The organism is Streptomyces sp. NPDC015661 (assembly GCF_043077765.1).
Classification (GTDB): domain Bacteria; phylum Actinomycetota; class Actinomycetes; order Streptomycetales; family Streptomycetaceae; genus Streptomyces.
In genome coordinates this window covers 688013-701282 of the sequence record NZ_JBIBST010000002.1, presented here as the reverse complement: position 1 = coordinate 701282, position 13270 = coordinate 688013, and the positions used below count along the sequence as shown (strand labels likewise).

Here is a 13270-nt window from a genome sequence, read left to right as displayed (position 1 = left end):
GGCCCGTCCGGTACGGCAGCCCCGAACGCCGTACCGGACGTCACCCGTCCCCCGTCGCCCCTCCACCTCCGCCATGTGCCGCGCACTTGGCGAGCAGCGTCTCCCGGTGCCCCGTGAGCCGGCACTCCAGCATCTGACGTTCCGTCACGGTGCCGAGGCGGCCGAGCTGTTCGGTGCGTACGACGGGTGGTGCCGTCCAGGTCACGACTCCAGTACCTCCACGTGGTCCCCGATCGCGACCGCCAGGATCCGGGAGCCCGGTTCGGTGGTGCGCCAGCGGTGGCGGACGCCGCCGGACAGCAGCAGCGTGTCCCCGCGGCCGAGGCGGTGGACGCGCCCCTCGGCCTCCACCTCCACCGCGCCGTCCGCGACGTACAACAGCTCGTCGTTGCGGTGCCGGAACTCGCGGTCCGCCTCGTGCGCGCCGACGAACTCAAGGGCGTGCAGCTGATGCCGGCCGCGCACCACCGGACGGACACGCGCCTCCCGGTCGAGACCGCTGTCGTCGTCGGCGCGCACCACGTCGACCGTTCGGGTCTCGTCGGAGGCCGCGAGCAGCTGGACGGCCGTGGTCCCGAGGGCGTCCGCGATCCGCTGGAGCGAGCGCATGCTGGGCCGCGCCCGGTCGTTCTCGATCTGGCTGAGGAAGGGGGAGGACAGCCCGCTGCTCCGCGCCACCTCGGCGAGCGTCAGGTCGAGTGCCCGTCGCCGGCGGCGCACGGCGGCGCCCACCCGCGGTGTGTTCGCGGCCTCCATGGATGGTCCCGTCCCTTCCCTGCGGCACCCGGTGGCGCCTGACGGCACCCTACGCGGCGCGGTGGCGAAGCCCGGAAACGGTTTCGTACTCCTGACACACGCCCGTCACACAACGCCCCTAACGTCAAAGTCGGTTGTTCTCATCAAAGAAAGTTTGAAGGAGGAGCTCCGACGTGCCCACGATCGACCAGAACTCACGCCGCCGACGTCCCACCGGCCTCATCGCCCTCGACGAGACGGCCGCGTCCGAGGGGTACACCCTCTACGCGCCGCTCACCGGCACCGGGGAGGTCCACCTGATCGACCTGCACGGCCGCACGGTCCACCAGTGGGACCTGCCGTACCGCCCCGGCCGCCACGCCCGGCTGCTCGCCGACGGAACCCTCGCCTACAACGGCGTCCTCCCGGGGGAGAAGGCCCTCTTCCCGATGTGGCACAAGTACCGCGGCGGCATCATGCTCCACGCGGCACCCGACGGAACCGTGCTGCGTGAGCACCGCGACCCCCTCCAGCACCACGACGCCCACCACCTCGACGACGGCCGGATTCTCTACACCGCCCTGGAACCCCTCGCCGGCGCCGAGGCGGCGGCGGTACGCGGCGGAGTGCCCGGCTCCGAGGCCGAGGGCGGCCTCGTGTGGGCCGACACCATCAAGGAGGTCGGCCCCGACGGCGAACTCCTGTGGTCCTGGCGCGCCGCGGAGCACCTCGACCACGAGGCCTTCCCGCTGCACGAGGCGTACGCCCGCGAGCACTGGCCGCTCATCAACAGCGTCACCCCCCTCCGCGACGGCAACATCCTCGCGAGCCTGCGCAGCGTCTCGGCCGTCGTCGTCATCAGCCGCGAGACCGGCGAGATCCTCTGGCGCAGCCGGCCCGGCACCGTCAGCCAGCAGCACGCGCCGACCGAGCTGGACGACGGCCGGCTCCTCGTCTTCGACAACGGCGTCTTCCGCCCCGGCCACGACGTCCCGTACTCCCGCGTCATCGAGATCGACCGGGCCGACGGCGGGATCGTGTGGGAGTACCACGACCCGGCCCGCGAGTTCTTCTTCGCGCCCTTCATGGGCTCCGCGCAGCGCCTGCCGAACGGCAACACGCTCGTCACCGACTCTCCGTCCGGCCGGCTGTTCGAGGTGACGAAGGACGGCTACCTGTGCTGGGAGTACGTCGTCCCGTACTTCGCCGGCTACGGCGAGAGCGAGGTCCGCAGCCTCTTCCCCTCCCAGCCCAACGCCGTCTTCCGTGCCTACCGCTACACCGCCGCCGACATCCCGTGGCTGGAGGCGACGGCATGAGAACCGCACCCGTCCCCACGCCCGCGGAGTCACGCCCGGTCGAGGCCGTCGACGCGCGCGTCCCGGTCCCGCGCCTCGTACCGCTCGCGGCCCAGCACGTCCTCGCGATGATCGCCGCCCCGGTCTCCACCGTCTTCCTCGTCGCCGGCAGCCTGAAGATGACGCCCGGAGCGACGGCCTCGCTGCTCAGCACCGTCCTGCTCCTGTGCGGCGCGGGCGCCCTGCTCCAGTCCCTCGGCGTGTGGCGGATCGGCGGCCGCCTGCCGTTCGTCATGCTGCCCGGCGGCGCCGCGACCGCGCTGTTCCTCCAGATCGCCCAGGAACACGGGCCGGCGACCGCCACCGGCGCCGTCCTCCTCGCCGCCGCGCTGCTGCTCGCGGTCCTTCCGCTGTACGCCCGGGTCGTACGGCTCTTCCCGCCGCTCGTCATGGGCGTGACCGTGCTCCTCATCGGGGTCGCGATGATCCGGGTCGCCGCCCGGCTCGTCACCGGGCCGGACGGTACGGGGGAGCCCCGCGCGGTGCTCCTCGCCGCACTCACCGTCGCGGCGACCGTCACCGCGTACGTGTTCCTGCGCGGCGTCTGGCGACAGACCTCCGTCCTCCTCGGGATGGCGGCGGGAACCGTCCTGGCGGTGGTGACCGGCCTGGGCTCCTTCAGCCCCGCGGCCGGCAGCGGCTTCGCGCTTCCCGTGTTCCTGCCCTTCGGCACACCGCGGTTCGACCTCGTGGCCGCGCTCCCGCTCCTCGTGTTCAGCCTCACCACCCTGGCCGAGATCACCGGACAGACCGTGCTCAACAGCGAGACCGTGGGCCGGACCCCCGCACCCGAGCGCGACGTTCCCCGCGTCGCCCGCGCCGATGCCCTGGTGTCCCTGGCCGGTGGACTCTTCGGCACCTCCCTCATGGTCACCAGCGCCGAGAACATCGGCATCGGCCGGCTCACCGGAGTCCGCAGCCGTTTCGTGACCGCCGGCGCCGGAGTGCTCCTGGTCGTCCTCGGCCTGGCCGCGCCCGTCTCCCGGGCCCTGGCCGGCATACCCGAGGCCGTCGTGGGCGGTTCAGCCCTCGTCGTCTACGCCGTGATCGCGGTCATGGGCGTCGAGATGCTCCGACGGGCCGATCTGTCCGGTACGGGCACGGGCTCGCTCACGGCCGCGCTCGCACTCACCGCGGGCCTGCTGCCGCTGCTCAGCCCGGACCTGTACGCGGGCTTCCCCGGCTGGGCCCGGACGATCCTGGGCAGCGGCGTCGTCGCCGGCACCCTGACGGCGGTCCTCCTCACCGCGCTGCTCGGCCGGGTCCGACCCGGAGGCACGGAGGCGGCTAACCGCGTCGATTGAAGGGAAGCCGCCCCAGAACCACCGCCAGGCCGCAGGTGTCGGTGACCGCCGAGAACACCAGGCCTCCCGCGATCGCCGCCGAGAGGAACGGGAACGCCGGATGCACGAGCAGCCCGAGGACCAGGCCGAGCAGCACCAGGGACCCGGCGGTGAACCGCACCTGGCGCTCCATCCCCCAGACGGCCCGTACGGGACCGGGCGGGTACTCGAGGCCGTGACCGGCAGCGGCCCAGGCCCGGGTGCCGCCGGCGAGGCTCGCGGCGGCGATCCCGTGCGCGGCGAGCACCTCGGCGCCCTTGTCGGAGCGGGTGCCGGAGGCGCACACCAGGAGCAGCGTCCCGTTCTCGGCGGCCAGCCGCAGGTCCGCCAGGCTGCCGTCGAGGCGCTCCAGGGGAACGTTGACGGCACCCGGCAGACGGTTGGATGCGAACTCCCCCGGGGTGCGGACGTCGACCACGTTCAGCTCGGTCAGCCGCGGCAGTGCTTCGTCGACGCCGAGGGTGCTGGAAATGCCCATGAGGAACCTGTCCTTACGAGAAACGGAACGCACCGGCGGCGCGGCCGTGTCCCGGGATGCTAGGCGAGCCGGGGCCGCGTCGCAGGTAAGCGGACCGTATCGCCACGGGGTTGCCACGACGCCGTCACCTCGTGGCAACACACCGTGCCGCCCCCTAGGGGGTGTCCGGACCGCGCTCGTCGGGGATCCGCTCCCCGGCCTCGACCGCGACGGGCAGCCGGTTCTCGGCGGGCGGCAGCGGGCAGGTCGCGAAGTCGGTGTAGGCGCACGGCAGATTGGTCGCGCGGTTGAAGTCGAGCAGGACCGTGCCGTCGGGTCCCGGGCTCTCCACCGTGAGGTTCCGGTTGGCCGCGTACGTGGTGACGCCCGAGGTCGCGTCGGTGAACAGCAGCGTGAGGCTGCCGGGCGCGTGCCCGTTGAACGCGGTCAGGCTCAACTCCTGCCCGCCCAGCCGGAAGACGACCCGGCCCGGGGCGTCGTACACGTGCTGCAGACCCTCGACGGAGGCGCCGACCGTCGTCGGCCGCGGCGCGTCGAAGGTCTCGTACCGGCCCGTGACCACCCAGCGCGGATCGGGCTCGTACGCGGGCGTGCCGTCGAAGGCGACCCGCAGCGGGTGCCCGGGGTCGCGCGGCCGGATGATGTCGTTGCCGCCGCGCTTGGCGACCTCGATCACCGTGTCGCCCCAGACGGCGTCGATGCCGCCGCGCTCCGGGACGACGCCGAACAGGTGGCGCCCCCGGACGACTTCGCCGTCGACGACGAGTTCGGTGCCCTCGTCGAGCTCGACGACGACGCCTTCGGGTCCGGTCGACCAGGTGCCCGGCGTCCCGGGGAAGGACTGCGGCTCGGTGGAGAGCCAGTGCAGACCGGTGATCGCGAGGAAGCCGTGCTCCGAGGCGAGCCGGGCGTCCTTGTCCCGGTGCCACGTCTCCCATTCCGCGGCGAAGAGCTCCGGGTCGACGGCGACGGCCTCGCCGGCGGCCTCGGGGGCATGGGTCGTGTCATGAAGGGTCATGGGTCTCCTCCTGCTGAGGTGAAGGGGGTGAAGGCAGGACGAGGCCGTCAGGGGGCGCCCAGGAGCGGTGGGGGCGTGTGCGTCGGTGTCCGGACGCCGGGTCGAGGCCTCGGTGTCAGCGGGAACACGCCATGGTCGTGACGCGCACGTAGTCCACGTGCCGGCGCGTCACGAGAAGGCTCATGGGTTCATCACAACACAACTCCCGTGCGGGGCGCCAGTGATCCCCGCACGGTCGGAGTCGGCTCAGGCGGTCCGGTTCCCCTGGTCGTCGCAGGGCAGTTCGGTGATCCTGCTGTGGGCGAGGAAGTCACGGGTGGCCTGCCGCTCGGCCTCGGTGATCGCCGTCGGCTCGACGTCGATGATGCCGCCGAAGGGCCGGTCGACGTCCCGGATGATGCACAGGGTCGTGGTCAGCAGCGCGGTGATCACCACGAGGGTGACCACCTGGCCCCGGTTGTTCCTGCGGGGCAGGCAGATGCCGAGGCCCATCACGGTGATGGTCAGGGTGGCGAGCAGGAACCAGAGGATGGCGCTGGGGATGCTGGCCGTGGCCTGGGTCAGGCGTTCCTCGCGCTCGTCGGAGCGCTTGTTGTCGGCGGCGATCAGCATCCCGAAGGCCGTCTCGCCCTCCAGGGTGCGGAAGGTCCTGCGGAAGTCCGTGGACCACACGCTGGGGGCCGGGGAGCCCTTGCCGTCGGCCATGGCCGGCCACTCCTGCTCGCGGACGGCGCGGGCATAGCAGACGGCGTCGGCCTGGATCCGGGAGCGCTGGGCCGCCGGGGCGTACTCGGCGGTCTCCACGAGCTGGTCGAGGGCGCGGGCCTCGCCGCGGGAGGCGACCTCGGCCTTGCCGTACGAGCCGTTCGCGGTGACCAGGACGAAGGCGAGGAGCAGGACGGTGAGCGTCAGGAGAGGGCCGACGAGGTCCTTGACCGCCATCCCGGTGTCGTCGTCCTCAGTGAGAAGCCGGGGCCGCAGGTACCGGTTCGCGGCGAGGCCGGCGAGCAGAGCCCCGACGGCGACGAGGATGACGAGCAGCACGGGAGGACACCTCCGGGAACGGCCGGAGTCCCTGGTGGCTCCGGCGGGGCGCGCCGATCATCGCCCGGCACGTCACGGGCCCGGAACAGCGGAAACGTTCGCTCGCCCACGCACGGGGGACAACCGTTGGGCCGCGCAGCGGATGCCCGTACGCCGAGCGGTCCGGGCCTCTTCGGGAACCGTCGGAGGAGCGGTCCGGCCCTCTTCGGGAACCGTCGGAGGAGCGGTCCGGCCCTCTTCGGGAACCGTCGGAGGAGCGGTCCGGCCCTCTTCGGGAACCGTCGGAGGAGCAGTCCGGCCCTCTTCGGGAACCGTCAGCCGAGCTCTTCGGCCAGCCCCACGACGATGCCCTCGGGGCCGCGGAGATAGCAGAGCAGGTAGACGTCCTCGTACCGCACCACCTCGCCGACGAGTTCGGCGCCGTGCGAGGCGCGCAGACGGGAGACGGTCGCGTCGATGTCGTCGACGGCGAACATGACGCGCCGGAGGCCCAGCGTGTTCACCGGCGCGTCCCTCGGTTCGGAGCGGATCGCCTCCGGCGTGTGGAACTTCGCCAGTTCGATCTTTCCGTGACCGTCCGGGGTGCGCAGTACGGCGATGTCCTCCCGGCAGCCGTCGATCCCGACGACCCGGTCGACCCACGGCCCCTCAAGCGGCCTCCTGCCTTCCAGTTCCATGCCGAGCTCGACGAAGAACGAGAGGACGTCGTCGAGGTCGTCGACGACGATGAGGACGTTGTCCATGCGCTGGACCGCCATGCGGGGCCTCCTGACACCACGGGTACGCGAACTCGTGACCCTAGCGGATGAATTGACCGTTCATGCCCGAAATGGCCGGGTGTCCCCACGCCCCAGGGGCGTGTCGGAGCGTGGGGGCACCGTGAGCGGAACCACGGCGGGCAGGGGAGTCAGTGCCCCGCGGTCTCGAAGGTGCGCAGCAGGTCGGCGGCCACGCTCACCGCGATCGTCGCCGGTTCCTTGCCGTTGATGTCGGCAAGACCGATCGGCGTCTTGATCCGGTCGATGGTGGCGTCGTCATGACCGCCCTCGGTCGCCAGGCGTTTGCGGAACCGCGCCCACTTCGCCGCCGAGCCGATCAGTCCGATGGAGCCGAGGTGGGGGGTGCGCAGGGCGGCGTCGCACAGCGCGGCGTCCTCGGCGTGGTCATGGGTCATGATCAGGACGTGGGTGCCGAGCGGCAGCTCCTCCAGGACCTCCTCCGGCAGCAGCGGCGTGTGGTGCACCCGCACCTGCGCCACCGCGTCCGCGAGCACGCCGAGCCGCTCCTCGGCGAGGGTGTCGGCGCGGGTGTCGACGAGATGGAGGTCGAGGTCCTGGCGGGCCAGGATCCGCGCCAGTTCGAGCCCCACGTGCCCGACGCCGAAGATCGCCACCGCCCGTACCACCGGCAGCGGTTCGAGCAGCACCGACACCGTGCCGCCGCAGCACTGCACGCCGTGCCGGTTGGTCACCTTGTCGTTCAGGGCGAAGTCGATCAGCTCCGGCTCCGCCTCGGACGCGGCGATCATCTCCCGGGCCCGGTCGATCGCGACGGCCTCCACGTTGCCGCCACCGATCGAGCCCCAGGTCTCGGTCCTTCCCACCACGAGTTTCGCGCCGGCGTCGCGCGGGGCGTGGCCGCGCACGGTCGCGACGGTCACGAGCACGCCGGACTCCCGGCGTGCCCGCAGCCGCGCGACCGCGGCGAACCACGTCATGTCAGGCACCGCTCAGCGCTTCCGCGCCGGCCCGGACGGCGGAGGCGCCGTCGCCCGCGCGGGCCGCCTCGATCGCCCAGTACACCGCCTCCGGCGTCGCGGGCGAGGCCAGCTCGACGCCGATCCCGCCCGGCCCGAACGCGGCCGCGGCCTGCCGCAGGGCCTCCCGTACCGAGAAGGCCAGCATCAGCGGAGGCTCGCCCACGGCCTTGGAGCCGTAGACCGCGCCCTCCTCACCGGCGTTCTCGAGGAGCGTGACGTGGAACTCCTCGGGCATCTCGGAGAAGCTCGGCAGCTTGTACGTGCTCGCCGCCTGCGTGAGGAGACGGCCGCGGTGCGGGCCGTCGCCGGCGTCCCAGCGGAGGTCCTCCAGGGTCAGCCAGCCCGCGCCCTGCACGAAACCGCCCTCGACCTGACCGATGTCGATCATCGGGGAGAGGCTGTCGCCGACGTCGTGCACGATGTCCACCCGCCGGATGCGGTACGCGCCGGTGAACCCGTCCACCTCCACCTCGGCCGCGGCCGCACCGTGGGCGAAGTACTTGAACGGCGAGCCGTGGAAGGTCTTCGCGTCCCAGTGCAGACCCTCGGTCCGGTAGAAACCGGCCGCCGACAGCTGCACCCGCTGGAAGTACGCGGTGCGGACGAGGTCGTCCCAGGCCAGCTCCCGGTCGCCGCCGAGGCCCCGCGCGACGCCCTCGACGATGCGTACGTCCGAGGCGTTCGTGCCGAGCTGGGTCGCGGCCACCTGGAGCAGCCGCTCGCGCAGCTGCTCGCAGGCGTTCTTCACCGCCGCGCCGTTGAGGTCCGTTCCCGCGCTGGCGGCGGTGGCGGAGGTGTTGGGCACCTTGTCCGTACGCGTCGGGGCGAGGCGCACCTTGTGCAGCGGGATGCCGAGGGTGGTCGCGGCCACCTGGAGCATCTTGGTGTGCAGGCCCTGGCCCATCTCGGTGCCGCCGTGGTTGATCAGGACGGAGCCGTCCTTGTAGATCAGCACCAGCGCGCCGCCCTGGTTGAAGGCGGTGAGGTTGAAGGAGATGCCGAACTTGAGGCCGGTGAGCGCGAGGGCCCGCTTGGTGTGCGGGTGCGCGGCGTTGAACGCGGCGATCTCGCGCCGGCGGTCGGCGAAGGCCGCCTTCTCCTTGACCTGCTCCCAGACGGCGGAGATCCGTTCCGGCTGGACGACGGGCTGCCCGTACGGCGTCGTCTGGCCCCTCCGGTAGAAGTTGCGCTCCCTCAGCTCCGCCGGGTCGAGGCCGAGCAGCGGCGCGCAGCGGCCCATGATGTCCTCGATCACCAGCATGCCCTGGGGGCCGCCGAAGCCGCGGAAGGCCGTGTTGGAGACCTTGTTGGTCCTGGCGATGCGACCGGTGATGCGGGCGTTGGGGAGCCAGTACGTGTTGTCGATGTGGCACAGCGCGCGGGCCACCACCGGCTCGGACAGGTCCAGGCTCCAGCCGCCGTCCGCGGTCAGGGTGGCGTCGAGGGCCTGGATGCGGCCCTCGGCGTCGAAGCCGATCCGCCACGCGGCGTGGAAGCCGTGCCGCTTGCCGGACATGGTGAGGTCCTGCGTCCGGTTGAGCCGGACCCGGACCGGGCGGCCGGTCAGCCTGGCGCCGAGCGCGGCGACGGCCGCGAAGCCGTGCGGCTGCATCTCCTTGCCGCCGAAGCCGCCGCCCATCCGCAGACACTGCACGGTCACCTCGTGACTGTGCAGCCCGAGGACGTGCGCGACGATCTCCTGGGTCTCCGAGGGATGCTGGGTGCTGCTCTGGACGAAGACCTGACCGGCCTCGTCGATGTGGGCGAGCGCCGCGTGCGTCTCCAGGTAGAAGTGCTCCTGGTCGGAGAACTGCAGCTCGCCGGCGAAGACGTGCGCGGAGTCGGCGAGGCCGGCGTCGACGTCACCGGTCTCCATCACGGGCCGGGCCCCGTGGAAGCTCTCGGCGGCGATCGCCTCCTGAAGGGTGATCAGGGAGGGCTTCTCGTCGAGTTCCACCTCGACGGCCGCGGCGCCGAGCCGGGCCGCCTCGAGGGTCTCGCCGAGCACCCAGGCCACCGCGTGCCCGTGGAACATGACCTCGTCGGGGAAGAGCGGCTCGTCGTGCTTCATCCCGGCGTCGTTGACGCCCGGCACGTCGGCTCCGGTCAGGACCCGCACCACACCGGGCACGGCGAGCGCCGGCTCGGTGCGCAGCGCGGTGATCCTGCCGTGGGCCTTCATGACCTGGACCGGGTGGGCGTGCAGCACGTCCTTGGTGCGGTGGACCAGGTCGTCGGTGTAGAGCGCGGTGCCGGTGACGTGCTGGGCGGCGCTCTCGTGCGGCATGGAGAGGCCGACGACGGGCTTCTCGGGGCGCTGGGACAACTGGCTCATGACGACACCGCCTCGGTGGTTCGCGTGTACAGCTTCAGCAGGCTCTGTCCGAGCATCGCGGAGCGGTAGGCCGCGCTCGCCCGGTGGTCGCTCATCGGCGTGCCCTCGTCCCGCAGCACCGGCGCCACGGCCTCGGCGGTCTCCGCCGTCCACGGCCTGCCCTCCAGGGCCGCCTCGGTGGCGAGCGCGCGGATCGGGGTGGCGGCGACGCCGCCCAGGCCGATGCGCGCCTTGCGGACGACGCCGTCCTGGACGTCGAGCGCGAAGGCGACCGCGACGCTGGAGATGTCGTCGAAACGCCGCTTGGCGATCTTGTGGAAGGCCGTGACCGGTGACAGCGGCAGCGGGACGCGCACCGCGCGGATCAGCTCGCCGGGACGGCGCACGCTCTGCCGGTAGCCGGTGAAGTACCCGGCGAGCGGGACCTCGCGCTCACCGTCGGCGTCGGCGAGCACCACCGACGCCTCCAGTGCGAGCAGCGCCGGCGGGCTGTCGCCGATGGGGGAGCCGGTGCCCAGATTGCCGCCGAGGGTCGCGCCGTTGCGGATGAGCCGGGAGGCGAACTGGGGGAACAGCGCAGCGAGGAGCGGGACTTCGCCGTCGAGACGGCGCTCGATCTCGGTGAGGGTCAGCGCCGCACCGATCTCGACGGAGCCGGACTCGACGCGCAGCTCCCGCAGTTCGGGAAGACGGTCGACGGCGACGACGCAACCGGCCCGCCGGGAGCGGATGTTCACCTCCACGCCCCAGTCGGTGGAGCCCGCGACCACCACCGCTTCGGGCCGCTCGCGCAGCAGCCGCAGCGTCTCGGCCAGGGTGTCCTTCCGGAGGAACACGCTGTCGTCCCGGGCGTACGCGGTGGCGACCGGTGCGGGCGGGGCCTGCTCGCGGCGCCGCGCGAGCGGGTCCTCGTCGGTGGGCGCACCGACGGCGAAGGCGGCGTCGCGGATGGGGCGGTAGCCCGTACAGCGGCACAGGTTCCCGCTCAGCGCGTGCAGATCGAAGCCGTTGGGTCCGTGCTCGGCGCCGGATCCGTCCTCCGTGGCCGCGTGGGCGCAGCGGTCGGGCCGGTAGTACTCGGCGGCCATGCTGCACACGAACCCCGGGGTGCAGTAACCGCATTGGGACCCGCCGCGGACCGCCATCTCCTCCTGGACGGGGTGCAGGGTGGGCGGTGTGCCGGGCGCGCCGGGGGTGGCGAGGCCCTCGGAGGTGACGATCTCCTGGCCGTCGAGCGAAGCGACCGGGACCAGGCAGGCGTTGACCGCCACCCAGTCGGTGGGCTTGTTCACCCCGGGGCGGGCGACGAGGACCGAACAGGCCCCGCACTCACCCTCGGCGCAGCCCTCCTTGGTGCCGGTGAGGCCGCGCTCGCGCAGGAATTCCAGCACCGTGGTGTGGGGTGCGGCCGGTGCGAGGGGTGCTTCTTCTCCGTTGACGGTGATACGCGCCGCTACCATGACGGGCCCTCGTTTCCGTGCGCGATGGGTCGGTTCATCATGTTCGCCAATGTCGGGCAGCTTTCTGTGTTCAGACGCGCCATGTCGCGGAAGCGGGCGCGGAACGGCACGCGACGGCGGCGTGCCGGGAAGCGGTGAAGGGGAAGCGGGAAAGCCGGGGCGTGCCCGTGGACGGGCACGGCGGAACGGCGTCGTCAGCAGCCGTGGGCGATGCGACCCGGAACCCAGACCGTGGTGTGGGCGAGGCGACTCAGGTCGGAGCTGGTGTTCATCCGCCGGTCGCCTCCTCTCGGTCGTCATGGGTCGAGGCTGCAAATTAATGCCCGGCGATCACCGTGGTCAAGAGCCGTCCGAGCTGTGTGCATCTCCAGATCAGATGACTCTCAACTGAAACATCTGTTGGACAGTTCCACGGGCCGCTCCAAGGATGGGCCGTGCGGTCGCACAGTCCAGTCCACGAGAGCGGAGGCACACATGCCGCATGAAGAGACCGAAGTAGTCGTCGTCGGGGCCGGCCAGGCGGGCGTGGCGATGAGCGAGCACCTGGGCGCCCACGGCATCCCGCACCTTGTTTTGGAGCGGCACCGGATCGCCGAGCGGTGGCGTTCCGAGCGCTGGGACTCCCTGGTCGCGAACGGACCCGTGTGGCACGACCGTTTCCCCGGCCTGGAGTTCAACGACCTCGCCCCCGACGCCTTCGCGTCGAAGGAGCAGGTCGCCGACTACTTCGTCGCGTACGCCGAGAAGATCGGCGCCCCGGTCCGCAGCGGTGTCGAGGTCACCTCGGTGCGCAGGCTCGCCGGCCGTCCGGGCTTCCGCGTCGAGACGCCGGAGGGCTCGATCGACGCGCGCTTCGTCGTGGCGGCGACCGGGGCGTTCCAGCGGCCCGTGATCCCGCCGGTCGTGCCGGACGGCGCCGTCCCCACACAGATCCACTCCAGCGGCTACCGCAACCCGGATCAGCTGCCCGAGGGCGCGGTCCTCGTCGTCGGGGCCGGTTCCTCCGGGGTCCAGATAGCCGACGAACTCCGCCGGTCCGGGCGCCGGGTGTTCCTCTCCGTCGGCCCCCACGACCGTCCGCCCCGCGCGTACCGCGGACGCGACTTCTGCTGGTGGCTCGGCGTGCTCGGGATCTGGGACGCGCAGACCCCTCCCCAGGGGGCCGAGCACGTCACCATCGCGGTCAGCGGCGCGCGCGGCGGTCACACCGTGGACTTCCGCGACCTGGCCGCCTCCGGCATCGAACTCGTCGGCCTGACCACGTCCTACGACGGCGGCGTGCTGCGCTTCGCGCCGGACCTCGCCGCGAACATCGCCTTCGGCGACGCCCAGTACCTGGAGTTCCTCCGGGCCGCCGACGCGTACGTCGAGCGCAACGGGCTCGACCTCCCCGAGGAGCCGGAGGCCCACGTCCTCGGGCCGGATCCGGAGTGCGTGACCGGTCCGCGGCTGTCGCTGGACCTCGCCGAGGCCGGTGTCACCTCCGTCGTCTGGGCGACGGGCTTCGCGAGCGACTACGGCTGGCTCGACGTCGACGCGTTCGACGAGGACGGCCGGCCGGACCAGCGACGCGGAGTCTCCGTCGAGCCCGGCGTGTACTTCCTGGGACTGCCCTGGCTGTCCCGCCGCGGGTCGAGCTTCATCTGGGGCGTCTGGCACGACGCCCGGTACGTCGCCGACCACATCGCACGGCAGCGCGGCTATCTCGCGTACGACCCCACCGACCGGCAGAACTGAGGA

General features: G+C 72.3%; 12 protein-coding genes. 3 read left to right on the top strand and 9 right to left on the bottom strand.

The features are described 5' to 3' along the window. Nucleotides 1–40: 40 nt before the first annotated feature. Together ACF07V_RS07720 and ACF07V_RS07715 are read right to left on the bottom strand one after the other, a co-directional pair. A complete protein-coding gene (locus ACF07V_RS07720; RefSeq protein ID WP_392152111.1) occupies nucleotides 41–205 on the bottom strand; it encodes a hypothetical protein in 165 nt (54 codons plus the stop codon). Beyond that, nucleotides 202–756 carry a helix-turn-helix domain-containing protein gene (locus tag ACF07V_RS07715; protein ID WP_392152109.1) on the bottom strand — a complete coding sequence of 185 codons (555 nt, stop codon included), beginning with the start codon at nucleotides 754–756 and terminating at the stop codon, nucleotides 202–204. Before ACF07V_RS07715 ends, ACF07V_RS07720 begins: the two co-directional genes overlap by 4 nt. A 173-nt stretch (nucleotides 757–929) precedes the next feature. On the opposite strand from ACF07V_RS07715, the gene ACF07V_RS07710 reads away from it, so the two are divergent. Then, complete coding sequence (locus tag ACF07V_RS07710; protein WP_392152108.1) at nucleotides 930–2054, top strand: aryl-sulfate sulfotransferase; 1125 nt, start codon at nucleotides 930–932, stop codon at nucleotides 2052–2054. Then, complete coding sequence (locus tag ACF07V_RS07705; RefSeq protein ID WP_392152106.1) at nucleotides 2051–3397, top strand: uracil-xanthine permease family protein; 1347 nt, start codon at nucleotides 2051–2053, stop codon at nucleotides 3395–3397. Before ACF07V_RS07710 ends, ACF07V_RS07705 begins: the two co-directional genes overlap by 4 nt. Here ACF07V_RS07705 and ACF07V_RS07700 read toward each other — a convergent pair. The 7 genes from ACF07V_RS07700 to ACF07V_RS07670 all read right to left on the bottom strand — a co-directional run bounded on the left by ACF07V_RS07700 (nucleotide 3381) and on the right by ACF07V_RS07670 (nucleotide 11530). Beyond that, a complete protein-coding gene (locus tag ACF07V_RS07700; RefSeq protein WP_392152104.1) occupies nucleotides 3381–3914 on the bottom strand; it encodes a rhodanese-like domain-containing protein in 534 nt (177 codons plus the stop codon). The two genes, ACF07V_RS07705 and ACF07V_RS07700, sit on opposite strands and share 17 nt — an antisense overlap. 154 nt (nucleotides 3915–4068) lie before the next feature. Further along, entirely contained in the window at nucleotides 4069–4932 is an 864-nt protein-coding gene (locus ACF07V_RS07695) for a DUF1684 domain-containing protein (protein WP_392152102.1), read from the bottom strand. Between the two features lie 246 nt (nucleotides 4933–5178). Beyond that, entirely contained in the window at nucleotides 5179–5976 is a 798-nt protein-coding gene (locus ACF07V_RS07690) for a hypothetical protein (RefSeq protein WP_392152100.1), read from the bottom strand. A 314-nt stretch (nucleotides 5977–6290) separates the two neighbouring features. Beyond that, nucleotides 6291–6734 carry a VOC family protein gene (locus ACF07V_RS07685; RefSeq protein WP_392152098.1) on the bottom strand — a complete coding sequence of 148 codons (444 nt, stop codon included), beginning with the start codon at nucleotides 6732–6734 and terminating at the stop codon, nucleotides 6291–6293. 149 nt (nucleotides 6735–6883) lie between these two features. Beyond that, nucleotides 6884–7693: a xanthine dehydrogenase accessory protein XdhC gene (gene xdhC / locus ACF07V_RS07680; RefSeq protein WP_392152097.1), complete on the bottom strand. Its 810-nt coding sequence runs from the start codon at nucleotides 7691–7693 to the stop codon at nucleotides 6884–6886. 1 nt (nucleotide 7694) lies between these two features. Further along, on the bottom strand, nucleotides 7695–10070 hold the full coding sequence (xdhB, locus tag ACF07V_RS07675) for a xanthine dehydrogenase molybdopterin binding subunit (protein ID WP_392152095.1): 2376 nt from the start codon (nucleotides 10068–10070) through the stop codon (nucleotides 7695–7697). Further along, nucleotides 10067–11530, bottom strand: coding sequence for a xanthine dehydrogenase small subunit (locus ACF07V_RS07670; protein WP_392152093.1), 1464 nt, complete (start codon nucleotides 11528–11530; stop codon nucleotides 10067–10069). Before ACF07V_RS07670 ends, xdhB begins: the two co-directional genes overlap by 4 nt. Nucleotides 11531–12004: 474 nt before the next feature. On the opposite strand from ACF07V_RS07670, the gene ACF07V_RS07665 reads away from it, so the two are divergent. Further along, nucleotides 12005–13267, top strand: a complete 1263-nt coding sequence (locus ACF07V_RS07665) for a flavin-containing monooxygenase (protein WP_392152092.1) — start codon at nucleotides 12005–12007, stop codon at nucleotides 13265–13267. Nucleotides 13268–13270: the final 3 nt, after the last annotated feature.